The sequence below is a fragment of the Jeotgalibacillus campisalis genome (assembly GCF_000829515.1).
GTDB lineage: Bacteria > Bacillota > Bacilli > Bacillales > Jeotgalibacillaceae > Jeotgalibacillus > Jeotgalibacillus campisalis.
Map to the genome: position 1 here is coordinate 184,534 of NZ_JXRR01000022.1, position 22,787 is coordinate 207,320.

Annotated in this window: 24 protein-coding genes and 1 pseudogene; 11 read left to right on the forward strand and 14 right to left on the reverse strand. The window is 39.5% G+C overall.

The window, feature by feature from the left end:
- The first annotated feature begins 238 nt into the window (after positions 1–238).
- Complete coding sequence (locus tag KR50_RS16710) at positions 239–1,357, forward strand: PfkB family carbohydrate kinase (protein WP_041061334.1); 1,119 nt, start codon at positions 239–241, stop codon at positions 1,355–1,357.
- Positions 1,358–1,373: 16 nt separating this feature from the next.
- On the opposite strand, the gene KR50_RS16715 is transcribed toward KR50_RS16710, so the two are convergent.
- Genes KR50_RS16715 through KR50_RS16735 form a run of 5 tightly spaced genes read right to left on the reverse strand, consistent with a single transcriptional unit; the run spans position 1,374 to position 7,023 of the window.
- Entirely contained in the window at positions 1,374–2,756 is a 1,383-nt protein-coding gene (locus KR50_RS16715) for an ABC transporter substrate-binding protein (RefSeq protein ID WP_041061336.1), read from the reverse strand.
- 55 nt (positions 2,757–2,811) lie between these two features.
- Positions 2,812–4,215, reverse strand: coding sequence for an MBL fold metallo-hydrolase (locus KR50_RS16720; protein ID WP_041061338.1), 1,404 nt, complete (start codon positions 4,213–4,215; stop codon positions 2,812–2,814).
- Positions 4,212–5,033, reverse strand: a complete 822-nt coding sequence (locus KR50_RS16725; RefSeq protein ID WP_052477185.1) for an HAD family hydrolase — start codon at positions 5,031–5,033, stop codon at positions 4,212–4,214. Before KR50_RS16725 ends, KR50_RS16720 begins: the two co-directional genes overlap by 4 nt.
- Positions 5,034–5,057: 24 nt before the next feature.
- The gene (locus tag KR50_RS16730) at positions 5,058–5,936 is read right to left on the reverse strand and encodes a carbohydrate ABC transporter permease (RefSeq protein WP_198134272.1); all 879 of its coding nucleotides are present in this window, start codon (positions 5,934–5,936) and stop codon (positions 5,058–5,060) included.
- 19 nt (positions 5,937–5,955) lie between these two features.
- Entirely contained in the window at positions 5,956–7,023 is a 1,068-nt protein-coding gene (locus KR50_RS16735) for a carbohydrate ABC transporter permease (RefSeq protein WP_041061347.1), read from the reverse strand.
- Positions 7,024–7,424: 401 nt separating this feature from the next.
- Here KR50_RS16735 and KR50_RS16740 point away from each other — a divergent pair, with 401 nt between their 5' ends.
- The 3 genes from KR50_RS16740 (at position 7,425) to KR50_RS16750 (ending at position 10,282) form a co-directional block, all read left to right on the forward strand.
- The gene (locus tag KR50_RS16740; RefSeq protein ID WP_041061349.1) at positions 7,425–8,084 is read left to right on the forward strand and encodes a uridine kinase family protein; all 660 of its coding nucleotides are present in this window, start codon (positions 7,425–7,427) and stop codon (positions 8,082–8,084) included.
- A gap of 229 nt (positions 8,085–8,313) precedes the next feature.
- Positions 8,314–9,675 carry a magnesium transporter gene (gene mgtE / locus KR50_RS16745; protein ID WP_041061350.1) on the forward strand — a complete coding sequence of 454 codons (1,362 nt, stop codon included), beginning with the start codon at positions 8,314–8,316 and terminating at the stop codon, positions 9,673–9,675.
- A 70-nt stretch (positions 9,676–9,745) separates the two neighbouring features.
- Positions 9,746–10,282, forward strand: coding sequence for a GNAT family N-acetyltransferase (locus KR50_RS16750; protein WP_041061352.1), 537 nt, complete (start codon positions 9,746–9,748; stop codon positions 10,280–10,282).
- A 56-nt stretch (positions 10,283–10,338) separates the two neighbouring features.
- Here KR50_RS16750 and KR50_RS16755 read toward each other — a convergent pair whose 3' ends face one another.
- Together KR50_RS16755 and KR50_RS16760 are read right to left on the reverse strand one after the other, a co-directional pair.
- On the reverse strand, positions 10,339–10,551 hold the full coding sequence (locus KR50_RS16755; RefSeq protein WP_041061354.1) for a hypothetical protein: 213 nt from the start codon (positions 10,549–10,551) through the stop codon (positions 10,339–10,341).
- 19 nt (positions 10,552–10,570) lie between these two features.
- Positions 10,571–11,101 (reverse strand): hypothetical protein, encoded by a 531-nt coding sequence (locus tag KR50_RS16760; protein ID WP_041061356.1) that lies wholly within the window; start codon positions 11,099–11,101, stop codon positions 10,571–10,573.
- A gap of 280 nt (positions 11,102–11,381) precedes the next feature.
- Here KR50_RS16760 and KR50_RS16765 point away from each other — a divergent pair, with 280 nt between their 5' ends.
- Together KR50_RS16765 and KR50_RS16770 are read left to right on the forward strand one after the other, a co-directional pair.
- Positions 11,382–11,933, forward strand: coding sequence for a helix-turn-helix domain-containing protein (locus KR50_RS16765; protein ID WP_041061359.1), 552 nt, complete (start codon positions 11,382–11,384; stop codon positions 11,931–11,933).
- The gene (locus KR50_RS16770; protein WP_041061361.1) at positions 11,930–12,706 is read left to right on the forward strand and encodes a phosphatidylserine decarboxylase; all 777 of its coding nucleotides are present in this window, start codon (positions 11,930–11,932) and stop codon (positions 12,704–12,706) included. The genes KR50_RS16765 and KR50_RS16770 overlap by 4 nt, the downstream gene beginning before the upstream one ends.
- 504 nt (positions 12,707–13,210) lie before the next feature.
- Here KR50_RS16770 and KR50_RS16775 read toward each other — a convergent pair.
- The 3 genes and pseudogenes from KR50_RS16775 to KR50_RS16785 form a co-directional block, all read right to left on the reverse strand.
- Positions 13,211–13,942: a DUF421 domain-containing protein gene (locus tag KR50_RS16775; RefSeq protein WP_041061822.1), complete on the reverse strand. Its 732-nt coding sequence runs from the start codon at positions 13,940–13,942 to the stop codon at positions 13,211–13,213.
- Positions 13,943–14,092: 150 nt separating this feature from the next.
- Positions 14,093–14,386 (reverse strand): annotated as a pseudogene (locus KR50_RS18785) (aminoglycoside phosphotransferase family protein); the annotation flags it as partial.
- Positions 14,387–14,426: 40 nt separating this feature from the next.
- Positions 14,427–14,663: a hypothetical protein gene (locus KR50_RS16785; RefSeq protein ID WP_041061363.1), complete on the reverse strand. Its 237-nt coding sequence runs from the start codon at positions 14,661–14,663 to the stop codon at positions 14,427–14,429.
- A 450-nt stretch (positions 14,664–15,113) separates the two neighbouring features.
- Between KR50_RS16785 and KR50_RS16790 the strand changes: the two genes are divergently transcribed.
- Entirely contained in the window at positions 15,114–16,106 is a 993-nt protein-coding gene (locus KR50_RS16790; RefSeq protein WP_041061365.1) for a TIGR00341 family protein, read from the forward strand.
- A 325-nt stretch (positions 16,107–16,431) separates the two neighbouring features.
- On the opposite strand, the gene KR50_RS16800 is transcribed toward KR50_RS16790, so the two are convergent.
- The gene (locus KR50_RS16800; RefSeq protein ID WP_041061369.1) at positions 16,432–17,493 is read right to left on the reverse strand and encodes a M42 family metallopeptidase; all 1,062 of its coding nucleotides are present in this window, start codon (positions 17,491–17,493) and stop codon (positions 16,432–16,434) included.
- A 394-nt stretch (positions 17,494–17,887) separates the two neighbouring features.
- On the opposite strand from KR50_RS16800, the gene KR50_RS16805 reads away from it, so the two are divergent.
- A complete protein-coding gene (locus KR50_RS16805; RefSeq protein WP_041061371.1) occupies positions 17,888–18,508 on the forward strand; it encodes a cupin domain-containing protein in 621 nt (206 codons plus the stop codon).
- Between the two features lie 163 nt (positions 18,509–18,671).
- On the opposite strand, the gene KR50_RS16810 is transcribed toward KR50_RS16805, so the two are convergent.
- Entirely contained in the window at positions 18,672–19,070 is a 399-nt protein-coding gene (locus KR50_RS16810) for a hypothetical protein (protein WP_041061372.1), read from the reverse strand.
- A complete protein-coding gene (locus KR50_RS16815) occupies positions 19,063–19,275 on the reverse strand; it encodes a helix-turn-helix transcriptional regulator (RefSeq protein WP_041061376.1) in 213 nt (70 codons plus the stop codon). The genes KR50_RS16810 and KR50_RS16815 overlap by 8 nt, the downstream gene beginning before the upstream one ends.
- A 250-nt stretch (positions 19,276–19,525) precedes the next feature.
- On the opposite strand from KR50_RS16815, the gene KR50_RS16820 reads away from it, so the two are divergent.
- From KR50_RS16820 to KR50_RS18095, 3 genes are all read left to right on the forward strand, one after another.
- Positions 19,526–20,254, forward strand: a complete 729-nt coding sequence (locus KR50_RS16820; RefSeq protein ID WP_041061378.1) for a hypothetical protein — start codon at positions 19,526–19,528, stop codon at positions 20,252–20,254.
- Between the two features lie 700 nt (positions 20,255–20,954).
- A complete protein-coding gene (locus tag KR50_RS16825) occupies positions 20,955–21,446 on the forward strand; it encodes a sigma-70 family RNA polymerase sigma factor (protein WP_041061380.1) in 492 nt (163 codons plus the stop codon).
- 155 nt (positions 21,447–21,601) lie between these two features.
- The gene (locus KR50_RS18095) at positions 21,602–22,108 is read left to right on the forward strand and encodes a competence protein ComK (protein WP_052477186.1); all 507 of its coding nucleotides are present in this window, start codon (positions 21,602–21,604) and stop codon (positions 22,106–22,108) included.
- Between the two features lie 99 nt (positions 22,109–22,207).
- Here KR50_RS18095 and KR50_RS16835 read toward each other — a convergent pair whose 3' ends face one another.
- Entirely contained in the window at positions 22,208–22,732 is a 525-nt protein-coding gene (locus tag KR50_RS16835) for a dihydrofolate reductase family protein (protein WP_041061383.1), read from the reverse strand.
- Between the last annotated feature and the right edge of the window lie 55 nt (positions 22,733–22,787).

Genomic DNA, 22,787 nt, shown 5'->3' on the forward strand with positions numbered 1-22,787 from the left:
AAATAAAAGCAATAGTTTTTAGAATAATCTCGCGATTTCGATCAAAATGGTTTTAAAATAGTTCACATTTAGAAAAACTAAGAACATGAGTTTTTGATCATATTACCTAAAGTCTTATTTGATATCCCTTTTTCGGTTTATTAGATCTTCAGCTTTAAACAATAAAATTCAAAGTACATTTTCTTTTTACTCCTTTTCTATTTATACTGTAAGTACTACTGCTAAAGGTGTTGTGAGAATGAATAAAAAGGAAAAAGAAATTCTGCGGCTAATCACAGAAAATCCGTATATTTCTCAAAATGATTTAGCTGATAAACTTGGTCTTTCCCGGTCAGCTGTTGCCGTTTATATTTCAAATATGATGAAAAAAGGCATTATTCTTGGAAAAGCCTACATCATAAAAGATTCACAACGAATTGTTTGTGTAGGCGGAGCCACTGTAGATCGCAAGGCTGTGCCAAAGCATAAAATAAAATTCGGCACCTCAAACCCTGTTTATTATCACCGATTTCCTGGTGGTGTGGCGCGTAATGTGGCAGAAAACCTGGGCAGACTGAATTGTAATACTTCTCTTATCACTTGTGTAGGGGACGATGAACAGGGCAGCTGGCTGCTTGACCATACAAAAACAGCGGGGGTTGATGTTAGTCAAAGTCTGAGACTAAACAACTACAATACAGGGTCTTATACGATCATTTCAGATAAAAATGGCATGCTGCTTCTTGGACTGGATGATTTAAATTTATATGAATATTTAACAGTTGATTTGCTTGAAAAAAGATGGAATTATATGTCTTCTGCTGATATGATTTTTCTTGATTTTAACTTTCCAATTGAAATCAGTGAGCAGATTATTCATAAAGCAAGAATGGAAGGAATACGATTGTGTGCAACAGTAGTATCCTCTACTCGTACAGAATTGGTGCCTTCTTCCCTTAATGGAGTTTACTTGCTTTGCACTAATGACATCGAAGCCTCCTCTCTTTTGGGCTATGATGTTAACGAGAAAGACATGATTCAGGACGCGTGTCGTAAGCTTCAGCAAAGAGGTGCTGAGAACATTGCCATGAATCTGCGTGACAAAGGAAGTTATCTTTTCACAGAGGATCAGCAATTTCATTGGATCCCTCAGCCTGTCGAAAAAACAGCAGATTGGACGGGAAACCGAGATGCGTTTATGGCAGGAGTTATATACGGGTTAACTCAGCAGCTTGAATTGCGTGTGGCGTGTGAGTATGGTTCGATCATGTCGATGATTACGATACGTGATTTTGCTACGGTAAATACAAACTTTAATGTGAAGGAACTAGAAGCGCTTCATAAAAATTACTTCACAAAAAAAAGGCCGGTCAATTGACCAGGCCTTCTTTCATTTACTGATATTGCATTAAAGCTGCTTCAGCGTCTTGCTGCATTTTTTGAATCGCTTCTTCTACTGTAATCGAGTCATTAAATGCATTAGCGATAGCTTCTGTTACTGTATCGTTAACTGGTCTGCTGGCTGCTGAAGGCGTTGTGATGCGTGCATGTGGAAAAACCTGTTCAAATGCATCCATTTTTTGAGGGTTTGCCTCATAATCTTCTTTCAGCAAATCTGTTTCCAATGATGATTGCACGGCAGGAAAATAACCGGTCTTTTCTGCATAAATTGCTTGTGCTTGTGCACCTGCAAAGTATTTCATGAATACCCATGAGGCTAATTCCTGTTCCGGTTCTGCTTTAAACATGATGTGATTTCCGCCCCATAAACCTGTAGATTTGTTGTCTAAATCACCTTGTGGAATCAAGGATATACCCCACTCAAATTGATCTTCAATTAATTCAATTTTCGTAGTGGAACGAGCAGTTGTTCCGATTTCCATTGCGACTCGACCGTTCGTAAATTCCTGTTCCGTTTCTTCTGCATAGTAAACGGCGCCTTGATCAACTAAATTTTTTAACATCGTCAGCAATTCAACTGCGTGTTCATTTGCATAGTCGACTGTGGAAGCATCTTCCGATAACGGCTCCACCCCAAACGTCCGAAGCCAAATGCTGAAATCTCCCCCTATTGCATTAGGGTTTACCGCAAAAGCTGGAGTACCGGTTTTCTCATAGATCTCAAGTGACTGCTGTTCAAACTCTTCCCAGGTTTCAGCAGGAGCATCAAATCCAGCTTCACTTAAGATATCTTTATTGTAATACGTTCCCATTGAACTGTTGCCATGAATCCAGCTCATGGTTTTACCTTCGTATTGTGGCAGCTGCTGTCGAGCTAATACACCTTCATTAATGTCGCTCAACTCTTCTTCGGTATATCCATATTTTTCACTGGCAAGAAAGTCATCCAATTCTCTTACTTCATCAGTCTTCATATACTCCAGCGTATCACTTTCATAAGCCATTGTGACGTTCGGAAGTCCGCCTCCTGATAATGAAGCGCCTACTTTTTTATTCAATTCATCATATGTGCCTTGGAAAACTTCATTTACTACAATTTTCCCTTCGTATTCTTTATTAAATTCATCGACAATCTCACTCACTGCTTCTCCATAGATCGTTGCTTGAATATGCCAGAAATCAATTTCTATTGGACCGTCTTCCCCAAGGTCCATTTCTTCCCACGGTCCCTCTTCTGATTCACTACTTGCCTGATTTGAGCCATTTGTAGCCGTATCTCCATCCTCTTCTTCGGATGTAGAATTCCCTGTTGCACACGCCGCCAAAATCAAGGTCATTAACGCCATCAATAAACCTGTCATCCATTTTTTAGACATTTTAAATCCTCCTGTTTTTGTTTTTATCTGGTTTTATAGTGAATAGCACAATCTCTTACACTAGTGTTTCTGACTGTTTACCTAGCAGTGCCTGAATGGATATTTTCTCTCCATAGGAAGGGCAATATTTTACCGCATTTTTGGTGTTCACAAGAGATGGATTGAGACTATGGAGCGGGATGGCAACTTTAGGTGATACAGTTTCAATCAGCTGGGAGATATCTTCAGGAGAAGCATGTCCTCCTGTTCCGTAATAATGATAGTGAATGTTATATAACTTGAGCCAGCGGTGCAAAATTGGATCCTCCTTGTTAAGCGGATTTCCATCTGCATGAAAATAAAGAGAGGTACCAGATGAATCTCCGAGTGTTTCAAATTCAGAAAGCAGCGGCGTTTGTTCTTCTGTCAGGAAAACAATGTACTGATTTTTATGGAGCCAAATGTCTTCCATTGTTACGGTGTTATATACTAGATCAGTAGATTTCACTTGCAAGTCCAGCAAACAGATGACGTCTTTTTCGTTCATTCGCGCAGGATGATCTGACGGTAAAGTAGAGATCCCTTCTTCAGTCGCCGTTTTCCAAAGGAGTGCTGTGCGTTCATCCATGACAAGCTTTCGTCCTAGCTCCTTTGCTTTAACAATAAAATCGGCTACCCGTTCAACATTGCGAGCTAATATATTCACATAAAGAAGGTCAAATCCTTCTGACATCTTCCCAAATTCCTTTACCACGTTTTTCTCCTGACGCATGACTGGTTCAGTAAAGTACGTTTCTTTTCGAAGAGAGGTGCCCTCTGTTAATAAAATGTCTGTATTGGTTTCGCTGCACAGTTGAGCAAATCGTTCCATACGCTCAGGATGTCTGCCATGCAATCGCCAATCTCCGGTAAAAGCAATGTTATACTCTCCAAGTGTAATTAACAGACCGGATGCTCCCGGGGTATCATGGTCAACGTCCACAAGTTGGAAAGAAAAATCGTCATCAAGCTGAACCGAGTCCAAATGATCAAGCGGCAAAATTTCCGCTTCTGTATAGGCATACTCACCAGATTCAGCTACTGCTTTGTAAACCGAATGAGCATCGCGGTGCATGTAAACCTTTGTTTCTTTATTTACATATGGCAGCAGTGCCATATGGTCCTGGTGAATGTGACTGACAAAGACGGTGATGGATTCAAGCTCCGGCAGTTCGTCAACCTTCCATAGATTCTCAAGCACTTTCGCTGGAATATGCTGTACCAAGTCCTTTTTAAAAACAGAAGGCAGAGGCGGTGCCAGTCTCGTTAATAAATAGTGCTGAAGCGCGCGTTCAGCGTCCGGTACAATCCTGCCTCCAAATAACCCCCAGGCCCATGTCACGCCCAGATCAAATAGAAATCCTTTTTTTCCGTTCGATAATAAAACATGGACACCGCCAATTGTATTCACTCCACCGTATACTGTAAGGGTATAGGTCATTGTAAAACCTCTCTTTCTTTCTGCTTAGATTTTGTTAGTTCCATGAGTACTACCGCTAATTCATCAGAAGAAGTCACCACACCATCCCATTGAGATGGATCAGCCAGTTGAAATGGCGTTACTAAGAGCGTTTTACACCCCAGCTTTTTAGCAGGCAGCAAGTCATTCCACGGATGGTCGCCGATTGATAAAATTTCATGCGGCTGAACCTTTTCTCGAATAAGCAGACTCTTGATTACTTCCTGCATGCCATCCGGCTTTTTGGCATCAAGATAAATCTCATCAAACAAAGAAGTAATGTTTAAGTACTCAATAAATTCATGCCCAGATTGAGCGTGGGTGTTAGTCATCAGTACCTTGCGCTTGATATATTCGAGATTTTTTATTGCAGCTGTTAAAGTTTGAGATGATATAATGCTCTCCTCTCCCCCTAGCATTTGTTTGCGAACGCGGATAAAAGCAGAACGCCGCTTATTTTCATCGATACCCAATCGGGCTGTTAAGATATTTAACAGGCTCCAAGCGTCACCCCCATAGATAAAGGATTCTTCATCACTCAGAGTCTCGCTTCCTGTAAAGTCCAGAACTTCTTCGACTGTTTCATATTCTTGATCAACATTTGTATAGTAATGACCCATTTTAAATAAAGCTTGATTAGAGAAAATCTCCTCCATGCCCAAAAGCAGCCTGTCATACTCTTTCTCCCACATTGAACCTTCGAGTGCATAGGCCAGATACAATCGATGAAAAGTTTCCTGCTGATACATGGTTCCATCTAAATCAAAAATAATCACTTTAACTTCTTCTGCGTTTTTCACTTACGCCACCTCTTTCGCTGCTATTTAACCTTTAAGTCCTGATCCAACGCCCTCATTAAACCAACGCTGTGTAATGAAATATAAAATGATAATCGGAAGTACCGTAAAGGTGGCTGCTGCCATAAGAAGATGGTAATAATGCCCTTCTTCACTAACAAAGTTGAGCAGCCCCACCTGCAGGGGACGCAGATGCTCACTAGAGGTAATCAAAAGCGGCCACAGCACGCCATTCCATTTTCCGATAAACCCGAGTAATGCCGCAGTAATAATACTTGGCCATGCAAGAGGAACCAGCACCTTCCATAAATAACCGAAATGACCCATTCCATCCACTTGGGCAGCATCCCAGTAATCCCGGCTTACGGTTAAAAAAGCCTGCCGAATTAAAAAGATAGAAAATGCATCTGCCAAAAACGGAAGCACCATACCCGTATAGGAGTCATAAAAGCCCTGCCCTCCCTGTCCGAATAAATCATTCCCCCCAACAAGCGGGAAAGACCGAATGGTGATAAAATTTGGCACCAGCGTCACATCATAAGGAATCATCATGGTCGAAAGGACAAGCAAAAACAATAAGTTCCTTCCTCTAAAGCGAAATTGACTGATCGCATAGGCAATGGGAATACAAATAAGTAATTGTATAATCGTACCGAACCCAGCAATAATGATGGTATTGATAAAGTAGCGTCCAAAAGTGGAGTCAGGCTTCATCCAGGCTGCCACATAGTTTTCAACGATCTGCCAATCATTCGGAATAAACGTTGGAGGCATAAGGTTTATCTCCTGCTGGGTCTTAAAAGAAGTAACAATCATCCAGTAAAAAGGAAACAGGCAGATCAGCGCAAGAACCAGCAGTATAAGAAAAATGACTGTCTTTGAACTGTTTTGTTTTAACTTAGGCACCTTTATCATGTTCCTCCTCTCAGCGTTCATAATGAACACGTTTTTCCAGCACTTTTCGTTGAATCCATGTTAAAAGAAACAAAATTACAAACAAAAGGATTGATAGAGCTGAAGCATATCCAACCTGCTTATACACATAAAAATTACGGAAAATATAAAGCGGCAGTGACATGGTCGTGCCAAGCGGACCACCTTCTCCACCAGAGAAAACATAAAACGCATTAAATGATTCAAATGAACCGACCACTGAAACGATTAAAAGTAAAAATAGAGTAGGAGATAATAAAGGAAGCGTAATATATCTCATTAAATGGAATACATTAGCCCCGTCCATTTTGGCAGCTTCATAAAGTTCTTTCGGAATATTGCTCATTCCTGCAAGCATGATCAGGACATTAAAACCTATCGAACTCCAAACAGCAAAAATCATAATAATACATAATGCAAGACTCGGTCCTCCAAGCTCGATTGGAAGATTGTCAGGCCAGGATAATCCAATGCCAGTTAAAAATTTGCTTACGATCGGCTCAGGGTCAGTAACCCAGGCCTGGGGTTCCATCCCGATTTTCACCAGCGCTGCATTAGCAATTCCTACATTTGGATGAAAGATCCATTTGAATACCAGGATTGCAGCGACCTGAGAGGTTATATAAGGTAGAAAAAAGATGGTTCTAAACATCCCTTGAGCTGTTTTCTTAAAATAGTTAAATAGATAGTATGCGATAAGAAAGGATAGAACGAGCGCAATCGGGATTGTCCCCACCGCATAATAAATTGTCACAAGCAGACTTTGAGCAAGCATCCCAATTTGCCAGCCAAAGAGTGGGTCAAAATAAACTAAATCACTCGTAAACATTCGAACGTAATTATCGAGTCCTAAAAATTCCTCCTTTACAAAACTCCATTTCCAAAAGCTTATGTATACGCCAAATAAAAGCGGCCAAAACCGAAACAATAACAATAGAAGGAGAGCAGGCATGGCATAACACATGGCAATCTTCCATTCTCTGCTTCGAAGCGTCTTTACTTTTTTCTTTTTTCCCGAAGAAAGCCTCTTGCTTCTTTCTTCTACGATTACGTCCCTCATAGCAACACCTCCACTTAATAAACTTTTGTTTATTTTTATAACATATGTTTATTATAAAAGATGTTTATTAAAGCGAAGTATTTTAGATGTAAATAATTTGTAAAATAAAAAGATCCGTTTGAGTAATAAAAAAGGTGCAGCTCGATTTAATTCAGTTCAGTTTTTTATAAATTATAGAAACAGTCTTCCAAAAATTACCTAAATTCTACTGGATGCATTTCATTCATTTATTTCGTTTACTAGAAGGAAGTTACACTTGTACGCGCCAAGTCCACCATTTCTCCATTGCAGCCAAGAACACTAACGTCAATTTTCTCTCACTAAAACTAGTTTTATCCAATTGCTATTTCGTGTATAGTAAACAAGCGAAAATTAAATCAAGTACGGGGGTTAACCAGTCAATGATCGATCTTGTCCAAAAAACAGCCGATTTGCTGAAGAGTACCAACAGAAAAATGATGATCGGGATATCTGGACATGGTGCTGCCGGAAAATCAACGTTTACCCATCAGCTCATGAACCATTTACCACAAGACGAAGTCAATTACGTGAATACCGATCCTTACATTATTGGATCGAGTCTCCGTCAATACACCACACTCAACTATCTCCATCAAAACATTGAGCATCAATCCAAGGTGACGGCCTGTCATCCCGCTGCTCATAATGTATTCGCCTTAGAACGGGATATTAAGATGCTTCGTGACGGATTAGACCTTTACACAATCGGGACCGATTATATGGAAAGCGTTCTTCTTTCATTAAGAAAAATTACGATTATTGAAGGCATGACCACAGCATTTGTTGATCCTGAATTATTTGATTTAACACTCTTTTTCTATACAGATGGGGAAACAGAATTAGTGCGGAGAGGAATTCGTGATGTAACAGAAAGAGGAGCAGATCTTTCGTATCTACAGCAATCGCACGAGCAGCGCAGAATGCAATATGATTTATTTATGCATCCTTACCGTGCCAACTTCGATATCGTCATCAAAAATTCAAACGACCATTATTCTTTGGAAAAAGGCATTGAGAAGCTGAACACACAAAAACCTTGAAGAGCTCAAAGCCCTTCAAGGTTTATTCATGGTCTAAACTTATTTTTTATCCACACAAACTGGTAGGCTTTTAATCATGCTGCTCATTGACTTATTATTTACAAGCTCAAAAATAACAACAGGCCGGGTCATCCGCGCAATGAAGCGAAGATGACTCGGCCTGTGTTGTAATAATGCATTTTCATCTAACAATATGGTACGATTTTTATATACACGGAGGTGGCCCTTAATGAATGCAGGAATGCTTGAAGAATTGACAGCTCAGGTAATCTCCATACTTGAATCGAACGATCACCCTAAATTAGGCACTTATACGAATTCTATGCGTCCTTATGATCGCGGGATGGTTTTTGAAGAATTATCGGATTTAAAACAGAAACGTGCTTTTGTTGAGTCACTTGAGATCAGCAGCCTGGCAGAACTGCTTCGTTACCTGTCACCAGAAGAACAGGCCATTGCGATTTCATTTATTGATCAGGCCATTCTCGGCAAGGTTTTAGACGAGATGCCGAATGATGACTTAGCTGAGATGCTCGATGTTCTGCAGCAAGATCAAGCGGCAGCTCTTGTCAATGTAATGTCTAAAGAAGAAGCCCAGATCGTGCAGGATATTATGACCTATCCCGCAGAGTCAGCCGGCCGGCTCATGACAAACCGCCACGTCTGGATCTACCCTGACATGACGGTGCATGAATCAATTGAAAAACTCAGGGAGTACGCAAAAGTATTTGATACCATTCATTATTTGTATGTAGTCAATGAAGAGCATAAAATTTTGGGTGCTGCATCGTTTCGTGACCTGCTGCTGGCTGATGCAGCTGACTCGATCGAGAAAATTATGAGCAAGAATCCCATTACTGTCCAATCATTCGTGGATCAGGAGGAAGTTGCGAGACTAATCGAACAATATGATTTGATCGCAATGCCCGTTGTCAATGAGGCGAACAAATTACTTGGAATTATTACCGTGGATGACGTTATTGATGTCCTGATACAAGAAGCAACCGAAGATATCGAACGCCTCTCAGGTTCAGGTAAAGAAATAACCTTTAAAACCAAACCCGTCGTGGCTTTTGCCAAACGGTTACCGTGGCTGGTGTTACTGCTTTTAATTGGATTGGTCTCAGGAACGATTATCAGCAGATTTGAGGAAACGCTCGCAACAGTGGTTGCCCTCGCTTTCTTCATGCCGATGATTGCCGGAATGACCGGAAACACCGGCACTCAATCACTTGCTGTCGTCGTTCGCGGATTAACCACTAATCGAATTGACAAAAAAACCGTATCCAAATTAATCATACGGGAGTCATTAGTTGGGGTGATGATCGGCGTTTCCTGCGGGATCCTGATCGCTTTCATCGCCTTTTTCTGGCAGGGCAGTATTACATTGGGCTTCATCGTCGGTCTGTCATTGCTGATCACATTAGTCTTTGGGACATTAGCCGGAACCATCATTCCTTTGATCCTTCACAAGTTTAATGTGGATCCCGCAATCGCATCCGGTCCATTAATTACGACCCTAAATGATATTTTGTCTCTGCTCATTTACTTTGGAATTGCGACCTCCCTGATTGCACGATTTCCGCTTTAATTGAGGCATGTGTGTGGATCTACTTTTGTAGAATTTCATTTAGCTAAAAAATGACTTTGGGGGAATGGTGATGAGCAAACTTTCATTCAAAAAATACGAGAATGAAGTAGAGGATCTTGTCTCCTTGTTGACGAAAAACAAGTGGGAATTCCACTCCAATCCAGCGCCGGTACGGAAAGAAATTCTCAAAAAATATCGTGATGACTGGCATGAAAAAGACAAGGAAATCTTCTGGATAGAAAGCGTGGATAAGAAAATCGGATTGATTATGCTTCATGATTTAACTGATTCAATTCCTTTATTCGATCTTCGGTTAGAGAACAATAGCAGAGGGAAAGGGTTCGGATCACAAGCCGTTTGCTGGATAACCGATTACATATTCAAGCTCCCTGATAATAAAATTAGAATAGAAGCTTACACCAGAAGCGATCATATTGCTATGAGGAAGACACTTAGCAAATGTGGATTCGTTAAAGAAGGCTACTTAAGACAATCTTGTGAAAATGCAGACGGCAGTGTATCAGATTCTGTATGTTACGCAATAATCAGAAGTGATTGGGAAAACAAGATAACAACTCCTATCAAATTAAATGACTTGCCTTTTTAATTTCTGGTTTGGTTAAAAAGGCAAGTATGAGTTGACTTATCGTCTCATTTTACATTTTATGTCCTTTTGCTATTCAAATAGATCAGTAGTTGCTGGGAAACAAAGAAAATGCCAATTCCGATAAACAGATACTCAAATAAATCACGAATAAATGATTTGCTTTGGTATGCTTCAAGGGTTGTATGCAGCAAAAGGATGACTGCCCAAGAGATAAATCCAATCGTATAGACAGTATTCATTTGATCCTCAAAACGACTTTTTAATAGCATGGAATCCCCCTTTAAAAAGTTAATTAAGTACACGCTCAAAATCAGCTGCATTCGTTACATCAATAACTTCACCTAAAGCTAGATCCACCGCATACCGTCCGTTCGTCGAAGAATGACCGGATACACTGGAAGAATACCGCACAATGACGTATTGATTGATCGTACCATCATATTGTACAAAATTGTTTTCATCTTCTATTAATGCATCTCGATCTCGCAAATAATCTTGGGTTAAGGAAACTGCTTTTTGCTGATCTTCCTCAGTTGCTGAATCCTCAATGGAATCTCCTGCCGTTTCCTCAGACTCACTGCTTGTACCCTCTCCAGGATCCTCAGATAAATTTTCAGCCTCACTCTCAGAACCAGATGATGCTGAATCTAATGAATCATCCTCTTCCCGTTCGATTATTTCAACTACTTCTACAGAATCAGCCGCAGAGTCCTCTTCTATTACAATTGTGCTTGCTGGTCCATTTGAACAGCCAGCTAGTACCATCATAAGAATCAAAAGAGCAAAATGAGGATAGACATTCTTCAATCGGCGCTTCATATTTCCATTCCTCTCTAATTCACATTCACTCCAGCGAACACCCATCTTTTTGTACAATATGGATAAAAGTGCTAAACCTACCACTAGGATAGCATATATAAATATCGAGTTGTAAATATCAAGGAAATATTTTCCCGGAATTTTAGTCAGCCAGATGATGATAGTCTTTTCGACTACTGAAAAATTTGGAAAGTGCAATCATTAACTAGAGGATTGACAATGGATCCACCTTAAATTATTATTATCATTATTGATAATAATACTAGTAAGGGCTGAATAGATGAAAAATGAGAAAATAGATTTGATTCTGCATCCTGTGCGCATGCAAGTGATCCAACACCTCTCAAAAGGACCTGCAACAGTCAATCAATTAAAGGAATGGATTTCAGATGTCCCGCAGGCCACTCTTTACAGACATTTAAATATCCTCAAAAAAGACAATCTCATTTATATCGTAGAGGAAAAGAAAATACGCGGTGCCGTTGAGCGCACGTTTGCTCTTGAAAAGGAAAACCCGATTTTGTCGATGGAAGAATTATCAAAAATGTCCGGAGAAGAGCATTTAAAGATTTTCATGACGTTCTTATCCAATGTGACAGGACAAGCTAAAAACTATCTTCTCAGCAATCCGGATGTTGAAAATGACCCATTTGGTTACAATCAGCTCGATCTGCACCTGACAAGTTTAGAGCTAGAAGAAATAAATCAAGGAATGAATGACCTGCTCAGCAAATTCATTTCAAACAAGCGAACAGACGAAAATCAGAAAGTAACGCTTATTCAGATGCTTTTGCCAGACCCCAAAGATCCCAAAGGAAGTGACCCAAAATGAATTTAACCCGTTTCTACAGAAGTGTATTTGAATTAAATGGACATCCGATCGTGGCAAAGTCATTAAGAGCGTTTGCAAAATCAAAGGCCAGCAAACCTTTTATCCGCTCATTTGCCAGTCTCTATAACTTGAATCTGCAGGAAGCCCATAAAGAAATTCACGAATACCAATCACTTCATGATCTTTTCACACGAGAACTGAAAGCGGATGTTCGTCCAATTGCAGCATCCCCAGGTTCTTTTATCAGTCCTTGCGATGGCGTGTTATCTGTTGTGGATGACTTAACAGAAGACAGCACGTTTACTGTGAAAGGACAGGAATATACGGTCGCTGAATTATTGGGCACTGAAAAGGCATCCGAGAAATATGCAGGGGGTAAAGTGTTAATCTTTTATCTAAGTCCTGTAGATTACCATCGTGTTCACGTTCCGCTAGATGCTGAAGTTGAAAATGTATACACATTGGGCAAAAAAGCGGCGCCTGTCAACAGCATTGGACTGCGATACGGAGTTCGCCCCTTAACACGAAACTATCGCTTAATTACAAATTTTGAAGCAACAGGCATCCCTTTTTCACATGTGATGGTCGGTGCACTGAATGTAAATTCGATTGTGAGAACGAATCCAAATTCTCATGTGCAGCGTGGAGATTCATACGGATATTTCTCATTTGGATCAACCGTTGTGATCTGCGTTCCAAAAGGCGCCCTGACCTTTACTGGAAAGACGGGACCTGTAAAAATGGGCGAAGAAATTGGGAGATGGCAGGCGTAGGGTTACGATTTTACTGCATTCTTTTGCATGAAAGAGCCTGAACGACACGGAGTCTCTGACTTATTTTCAAGGCTTTGTTAAAGGTTAATGTTGTTTTTTATATGATAAAAGGACTTCCCTTTTTTTGGGTAGTCCTTTTCGTTGTTTTTAATGGCTTCTTAATCTAACACACCCATTAGTTGTATAAGAAAATGTTTTAATTAATAACCATTTCCGAACAACATCAATTGAATTTTTAGTAATATTCGAACCATTATTGATTATATCGGCGTACCATTTCGAAGGTTCAACAAACTTATTATGACGATGCCCAACTATATCGAGATATTCTGAAGAAATTTCGTCAAAGCCCTAAATAAAAATAAACCGATTTATTATGTTAATGCTTTTAGTTTCTAGTTTTACAATAACTATTAGCGTATTATATTAATAAGAAGCTGCATGAGACGCTACATATAGTTAGGTAATATAATTACAAATATAAACCTTCGAAAACTTCCTTTTCTAGTGCAGAATAGGTGGTAGGTTTTGAAGGTTATTTGTATTTTTTATGCTTACGTGTAGTTCATTCAAATCGTTAACAGCAGCATAAAAGACTTCCTTTACATCGATAATATTTTTTCTTTCTAACTCCTCATAAAGCCACGATTCATTTAAATTCCTTGAATATAGGACTTTTTCAAAAATCTCACCATCGATAACAACTGGTACATCAATTCCCTTATTAAAAACGTCCGGTTGTCGTGAAATATGTTCGACGCGTGCAACTTCCTTTTCAGGATACAATTTAACAGATAGATTTCCATTTGCTTCAACTATAGCTAAGTCAACATCTTTTACATTAAAAACTTTTTGTTCTCTTAACATCTGTAAAATGGTATCAATCGAATATTTTATTTTTTTCATTTGGTTCACTGAAAATTGCCCTTGATAAATGACTATTGTAGGTTCAAATGTTAACAAACGGCCTATTTTACGATTTTTAATTTTCAAAGTTGCAACTAATTTCTGTAGTAAAGCTATTGCAATAATGGCGACCGCTGTATATATATGATTAATCTTTGGGTCTGCAATATCCGCACCAACTACAGCACCCAAAGTTAAAATGACTAAAAAATCAAAAACCGGCAATTCACCTACGGAACGTTTCCCCATATAAAGTGTTGCAAATAGTGCTAGTGGCAAAATGGTGACAATTCGACCCAAAACTTTTAATATTTGTAATGCATATTCCATAATATCCATAATATCACCTCATATAGGGAACTTTATAATTTAATATGCCACAGATATTTTAAATTATTTATAAATAAATATGTTTATTTGGGATAATGAACTCATTTTAAGTCTGATATTTAGTTTAAGTTAAATTACGCACGAATGGTCTCATTCTATTAATGGGCAATATTTATTTATAATCTCCATAAGTCGATCTGAATTCTCCGATGAGACACTTTCAGATAATCTTGCTACAGCAATTATTGGAGCCCACTGAAATACTTCATCTCTTAGCAATCCACTCTTATCACAGTAAATTCGCAAATACATCTCAGCAAATTCAAATGAATATTGTGAATACAAAAGATAAGTACGATATATATCAGCACGAATATCTCCTGAACTCGAATCAACCCAATCTATAACTACCACTTGGTTATTTGCCTTAATCAAATTAAATAATTGAAGGAATGCCCCCATTAATTTAATAAGAGTTGAAGATTTATCCTTCTATCTTCTTATTTTTTGCTAAGATTAAGTATATACTTGGAATGACTACAATAATTAAAAGGATATAGGTTATCGCAGATAGATCATCTGACCACGATAATGTAAGACCTCCTGATTTTGTATGAACGGCTGCTTCTGTAATACTAACGGATACTTGATTTAATGCCCTTAGAATTAGATAAGTCAGTACAGTTTGAATAATGAGGAATATACCTACTACACGCTTCACCTATTTACCCCCTTTATTGTAATAATTCACTATTTATATTCTATGTCTATATCTCTAATTCCTTCTTAGATTAAACTGCTTCGTTAATGAATAAGGTATATGATTATTATTTCGTGAACTAAGACAATCTATTTTTCGACAATCGGAATTAAATTATCTTTATTATCATCGTGTTCTTGTGATTTAAGTATCAACAACAACCTTTAACATAGCCTTTTTGAAAAAGAGACCGGTTCATTTCCGCTTCAATAAACCAAGGAATTCTCTAAAAATAAAGACTGGCTGCATGAGTGTAACTGACATGCAGCCAGTCTTTATTTTTGTATTTAACGAGTCGAACTTCCTTATGTTTTTGATCGACTATTACATATTCTCACACGATTGAAACCCTGAAAATACGGTCATAATAGAGAAAAAGAGTTCCCGCTGAAACACAGGAGACGGATTGAGATGACATTACAATTGCTTGAGGTCTATGCACCGAGTGATTTTTTGAATATGGAGGAGATCGAAGGGAAATTTCCTGTGGTCTCTTTTTGGACTGCAGCGAAAGAAACTGAGAAGAAATTAACGCGTATTCTTGTCCAGACAAATGATGTGGAACCCATTCTTGATTATTTAGAGAATTTGCCAGGCGGACGGGACACGTACCAAGTTATTCTGCTCCCGGTGCGGACGTATCTTCCACGCAAGGAGGAACAAGAACAAGAGCAAGAAGAAGAAAAAGCGAAGGAACTTCAGCGGGCGAGCCGGCATGAATTATTCACAGCAGTTGAAGAGTCCAGCAACACCAGTATCAGCTATATGCTGTTTATTGTGTTTTCTTCATTAGTTGCAACGGTTGGCATCATTAAGAACAGCCCGGCCATCGTCATTGGCGCAATGGTGATTGCGCCGCTAATTGGTCCGGTTACCGCCGTTTCATTTGCTTCTGTTCTCGGCGATTTCAAGCTCATTCGAAAAGCCTCTCTTACTTCATTATTCGGTCTCGTGATCCCCATTGCCATTGCTGCTTTGTTTAGTTTCTTCTTTTCCGCTCCCATTTATAGCGATGAGTTTCTTTCAAGAACTGATATCCAGATTATTGATGTTATTGTGGCGCTCGCATCAGGAGCAGCCGGCGCCCTGTCCTTTGTGAAACGAAATGAAGGCGCACTTGTCGGCGTAATGGTGTCAGTTGCATTACTTCCACCTGCAGTGGTATTTGGGATGACACTAGGAACCGGAAGCTTTGGAGAGGCAATTGTTCCGTTTATTCTCCTGCTTGTGAACATCAATTCCATCCTTCTTTCGGCCGTTATTGTATTCTGGCTGTGCGGTATTAAACCTGTCAGATGGCAAGAACAGCAAAATGCCCATACATCACGCAAGCTTTCTTTACTGTTTGTATCACTGATTACTATTGTGCTTATTGTTGCTATTGTTTTTATAAATGTTGTTTAACTTTTCGATACGAATTAACGCCTTCAGCTTCCTTTTGTAGTTCCATTCCATAACCAACTTATTAACAGTGTGAAACTGATGATGATAAATCCACCCACGAGATTATTCCACCAGTCTACGGGTTCATTTTTTATGTAATTTTGTATAACAAAAAATAAGAATATGCCCAACACACCTGAAAAAAATAAGATGAATTTGCGGATATTTATGTTCATTTTACCGCCTCGACAATCATAAAAAATTACAACCAGGAAAACTCTTGTATTCAAATTTCCAACTTGGACTAAACCGTATTTTCTTCAACATGCGACTGTGTGGGGCTCGATTAAAATTTAAATGTTGAAGATTCGTCTAAACTTAAAATAAATTCTTTAACTATATCCTTCGTAGCCACCACATCACCAAGGTCCACGATTTCAATGCTTGAGTGGGTGTAGCGGGAAGGAATTGAAAGAACACCGGTTGGGATCCCTTTATTGGCATAATTAACTGCTCCACCGTCAGTTCCGATTCCTGTGAATACTTCTAATTGATAAGGGATTTCTTTCTGTTTGGCGAGCGTCACTAAAGCCTGCTTCATCGTTTTATGGACAATTAAGCTGCCATCCATAACTTTTATTCCTGCACCATTTCCAAGTGACAGTGTTTGGTCCATTGTAGTTTCCAGCGTATCACTCGTTGGGGTTGTATCAATGGCAATACCAGCGTCTGCTTTGATATGCTCAGCTGCCGTTTTCGCACCTCTTAGCCCGACTTCCTCCTGGACAGCAAAGAGTAACACAAGTTCACCTGCGAAAGATTCATTTTCCAGTTCCTCTAAAACCTGCAGCAGTACGGCGCACCCTGCACGGTCATCTAAAGACTTTGCCCGCACTCGAGGGCTATGTTCCGGACCGAACACTAAAAATTCAGAGCCCCACGCGACCGCGGTACCAATATCAATTCCCATTTTCTCGGCCTCTTCTTTTGACTGTGCTCCCACATCAATATAAAGCTGGTTGTGCTTTCGTACCATCGAGGGATCGTCAAATTTAGAAAAATGAGCCGACAACGTCCCGATCACTCCATTAATATGACTATGTTCTCCTAGCAGCTTAACCGGCTGTGCAATTAAATTCCGATCATCATTGCCTCCAACCTTTTCAAATCGTATCAATCCGTTTGACTCTATTTTTTTGACGATAAAACCGACTTCATCTATATGAGCTGTTAATAAAACGACGGGCCCTGGATCTGTGCCCTTTTTTCTGGCGATAACATTTCCAATGGGGTCGATTTCAACATGGTCTGTTCTGCTTTTTAAGTACTCTTCCAAGTAATAACTGACCTCATGTTCAAAGCCGCTGGGGCCAAGCAGGCCAGTTAATGTTTTTAATTTTTCAATCATGGCAATATCTCCTTTATTAAATAGATTCAAACATTTATTCTAGTTTCAAATTGGATGATCGTATTGATTCAATAATGCCTTCGATTTTGTTTTTATCATCACAAAAGTAGTTAAGTTTGGACAACTCACCAATTATTGCTTAAACGCAAACGTACTGATTGGTCGTTCCAGATCATTTCAAACTTAATCCGTTTCACTAACGCCACTCCTTACGTTGGATTCTCCGTTAAAAAATACCAAATCGCTACTAAAAACAGTATAACGTATCTTCCAATAGATTTCCAAGTTGCATTAAAGGTGGGTTCAGCAAATTAACACCCATTCCCTCCCTGGGACATAGCCTATAGAACCAGAGCCCATTGAAGGCTTAATCTAAAAAGACAGGGTGATCCGATTGAGTGACTCCTTTGATTATACTTCACCGTCCGCACAGTTTTTCTTCGATGTGAATACGTCTCCGCTTTTTATAAAAGATGAGCAGAATTATATAAATGTACTGGGAAAAAAGCAGCTTAATACGCTGAATGGCAGTTCCTTGCTGGACATTTTTCTAAGCCAAGACAATGCCGTAGAGCCTCATTATCATCAGAATGCAGCTGAATTGGTGTATTGTATTTCGGGCGCTGCCACTGTCTCCATTTTAAATCTTTTCACAAAGCAGTTTCAGCATTATTTAATTACGCCAGGACAGGTGGCCAATGTACCTCAGGGCTGGTGGCATTATGAAATTGCGACAACAGACAATACCCATCTGTTAGCCATATTCGACGCACCGAATCCGGAAGTGGTTTTAGGTTCTGATATCCTTGCCCTTACTCCTGCAAACGTTATGGCTCACACCTACTGCATGGATGAAGCGCAGTGGAAACAAGTAACAGCCCCTGTTGAACCATCCACCTATATCGGGCCGCCAAGCAACTGCAATAGAAATCAGCCAGCACAGACTTACTATGACACCCAATCCTATTCCTACCCTCAACAAAGGTATTCACCTCAGCAGCAATATTGGCGGTAGAAAAAAGACCCTGTGCGTGTCACAGGGTCTTTCTCAATACACAATAAAATGAATTAAAAGGGATAAATGCCATGAAGCGTACTTTTCTTAATTATTCTGCTGGTTTAAGTCGGTCTTTACTATGTAACCTAAGTAGAGAACTGCAAAACGAAAGACGCGTGCGCTACTTTACCTTGTATTTTCGTGAATAAATATATTCTGTGATCGGCACGGTAACAAAGGTCAGGCATACGACAAGCAACAATGGATAATTATCGATTTCATTAAAATTGCCTGTTCCCTCTGAAATAAAGAGAATGAGCCCGGCTAAAGCCATTAATACATAATAGCCAATTTTTGTGCTTTGCGTTTCGATATGGCGAGCCAGTTCATCTTTTTCGCCGCCTCCCTCATGTTGTCCCCATGCCAGACAGTTAAAAAAATAAGTGAGGGCAATGAAGCTAAAAAAGATTCCCCCTGCATCAATCGTTCCTGAACTCAGCCAATTGTAAAACGAAAAGCCTGCAAGTGTTAGGAAAAGAAGAAAGGCCATAGCAGCCATCCATTTTTTTGTTTTATCCATTTCTTTTTCCTCCCTTTTGTGACATAAAAAGTTCTTCCATAGAAACATCCAAGCTTCTCGCTATATCAAATGCAAGCTGAAGACTCGGATCATACTTATTATTTTCAATGGCATTGATCGTCTGCCTGCTGACCTGGCAGATGTCAGCCAATTTTCCTTGAGAAAAACTCTTCTTTTCGCGAAATTCTTTTATTCTATTTTCCATCCGGCAACCACCCTTAGTGTAAAAGGTTTTTTACACCCTGATTATAATGCTATCTAAATATAGTGTCAAACATCTTTTACACCTTGCTGTTTTCCTACCTCTTAAGTTACTTTCTATAGCCCAAAAGATAAATATATACAAATAGCAGTATACGTATTAGTCTTTTATACTATATAATAATATTAAATTATAACTTATTACCTATAAATTAGTGAATGAGTATAAAAATATTACTATGTTGGAGGAACAAATGAAGAATTTTTTAAAGAGTGAAAAGTTTATTATCGTTTTCTTAGTAGTTGTTTCATTTGCTTTATTACTAAACTCTTTTTCTACAGGCGAAGCCGTTTCAAAAGGTGAAAGTTCAATTGCCACTCTTGAGCGGGAACTAGAAAAAAAGGAAACTGAGATTAATGAACAAAATAAAGAAATCAAGACACTAAAAGATAAGGTCGAACAAGCTGAACCGTGGTTTGATCTATCAGAAAAAGAGCAAAAAAGAAAAATTGAAGAACAGAAAGCAGAAGAAGAAGCACTGAAAAAGAAAAAAGAACAAGAAGAAGCAGCTAAAAAAGCAAAAGAAGAAGCTGAAGCTGAAAAAGCAGCTGAAGAAAAAGCAGCAGCTGAGGCTGAAGCTGAAAGAAAAGCGGAAGAAGAAGAAAGAATTGGTTATGATACTGGAATAACGTATGAGCAACTAGCAAGAACGCCAGATGAATACATGGATTCAAAAGTAAAATTTTATGGTAAAGTCGTCCAGGTTATGGAAGGCGATGGATATACGCAAATTAGATTAGCTGTGAATGAAGACTATGATAATATCATTTTAGGAGAATTCGCCTCATCAATCACAGACTCAAGAATTTTAGAAAATGATCTCATTACAATCAGAGGGCTGTCCGATGGCTTAGTTTCTTATGAATCCACAATGGGTGGTACGATTACCATTCCAAGTGTCATCATCCTTGATGTTGAATAATAGTAATCTTCTGCCCGCATGATTCGTAATCATGCGGGTTTTTTTATATAAACTCGATCGTTTAAATCACCTCTGTACTTGTCGTGTTACCACTGAAGTTATCCGATAGCAGCTAACTCCATTTGGTACTACTTCTGGGCTTGCTTGAAGAGATCGAGCTCGTATTGGTTTATAAAAGATTATACTTTCCTTGCTTGGGGCTGACAGTATCGTGGTACTTGTTACCTTCTTCACTTTAAAAAATAATTAGACTTACACTGAGGTGGAGACAAAACTCCAAAAAGATTAATAAATAGTAAGAGGTGAACGGAGCGGAAGGTGGCGACTCCTGCAGGATATGACGGCAAGCTGAGACTTTACAGGGCAAGGCCCTGAAAAGGCTCAGCGCCGTCCCTGCGGAAAGCGTCCACCTGAAGCGCAGGGAACAGGTCAAAGAGGGTGAGACACACATTTGTCCCAGCCTCTTTCTCTGTTTTAGGAAAAAGTAAAAAGGATCCTCCTTCAATCAAACCATCTCATCTTCACCCATCTCCCCTCCACACCCATCCGTTTTCTCCACAGCACCTATTCGTTTACCTTAAACCAGCCCCAAATCAAGTTCATTTGCCTAAAACGGTCGTTCGTATGGATCGAGGAATGCCGATACACTGGTGTTACTCGAGAATAACCGGCAGGCGCGCCTTCTATTTGGAGCAAGGAAATGAATACGTTTGATGAGGTTTTTGCACAGTTTGAACCGATGATTTTTCATATGATCAAAAAACTGAATATTCGGCAGGATCATGAGGTTTTTATTCAGGAAGGAATGCTTTCTCTCTGGCATGCATGGGAGAAATTTGATCCGGCACAGGGGGAGTTCGCGCCTTATGCGTATCAATGCATTAGAGGCGGCATGCTGACATATATGCGCAGCGATAACCGGCGGAAGGAGCGTGAAAGTGTTCATTCAGAGGAGTTTTGGGACATGCGTGAAGACGCGGCACCTGATCCCGCTTTTCCTTATGAAACCCTGCAAATCTGTGCAAGGCTCCTCACACCCACGCAGCAAAAGTGGTTCTGGCTTACCTTTGAAAAAGATCTCAGCGTGGCTCAAATTGCCGAGCAGGAAGGCGTTAGTGTGTCAGCCGTCAAGAAGTGGAAAAAAGGAGCAGTGACAAAGCTTAAAGCCTTTCTTCCCAACCATTTGGAGTAAAAACAGAAAATCCATTGATAACCTCCTCAACTTTTCGTTTTTCAGAGGAGTAATTCAATGGATTTTTAACAAATTAGTAACTTAAAATTTACAATTTAATTATATTATGCCAAAATAATTTATCGTATAATAGGTAAAAAGAAGGAGGATTGTACATGACTTATTCATTAGAGCACGATTACTACATAAGCTCGACCACTCTGGCGTTACTGCCTGCTTTTGACATACGCTACCAGACCGTAATTCACGACCTCAGAGGGATCTTTTATTCTGAAAAATCAATGAAGACATTATTAGAGGAAGCTTGTCTGCGCTGCGGAAGCAGAATGGGCGGACGTTTGGATGCAGCAAAAATTATGTTGAGCATACGGAATAAAATCCCTCTCATCATCGACCCGTTCAACGGAATTTATGCATTCCCTACTCATTCGAGCAAAAGCCGCCATAATGCCTGGTTTTTTCTCGCGCATATTGATCAACTTAAACCCCACCCAGATAATCCCAAGCAAACGCTTATTTATTTACACAACGGCCAGTATATGATCGCCGACTGCTCCTACAGCACGGCAAAGGAACAATCCATCAGAACCACATTGCTGTACTATCGATACTCTATTAACCCGTTGCGCAATAACGGACCAAAAGATCTTTATTTCAAGTAAGAAATCTATATCCCACGAATCCTCAACAATAAAAAAAGCCTTATATTTTCCAGGCTTTTTTCTGCATTTATTTCCCCAAAAACCCTATGCACCGGATGTTCATTTAACTACTTTATAATGCAGTTCAACAAATTGATTAAACGTCCTCGTACCCAATAAAGAAAGGTCCAATTGATAATCGCCTGACTTAAATAACGGGATTCCTTCCCCTATAATCCTTGGCGCAACGGTTAACGTTAGTTCATCCACAAGACTCTCTTTAAAAAATGTTTGAAGCACATCTCCTCCCCCAACGATCCAAATGTTTTTCCCTTCCTCATCTTTAAGATGACTTAAGAAGCGACCAATGTCTTCAGTGATGAATGTAACGTGCTCTGTATCTTCATGCTGTGACCTTGAAAAGACATAACACTTCTTATCAGGGTAGGGAAATTTCCCATCTTCCTCCTTCATAAGCCAATCATACGTCCTCTTCCCCATTAAAATGGTGTCGACGGTGCTTATAAATTCACCATAACCATTATCGCCTTCTCCTTCAACACTAAATAACCAGTCCAAAGAGTCTTCTTTTGTCGCAATATAACCATCTATGCTTTGAGCAATAAACACGACTGCTTTCCTCATTTCACACACCCTTAATCTGCTAAATTTATCTTCCTCTTATTCATTTGCGAGACAT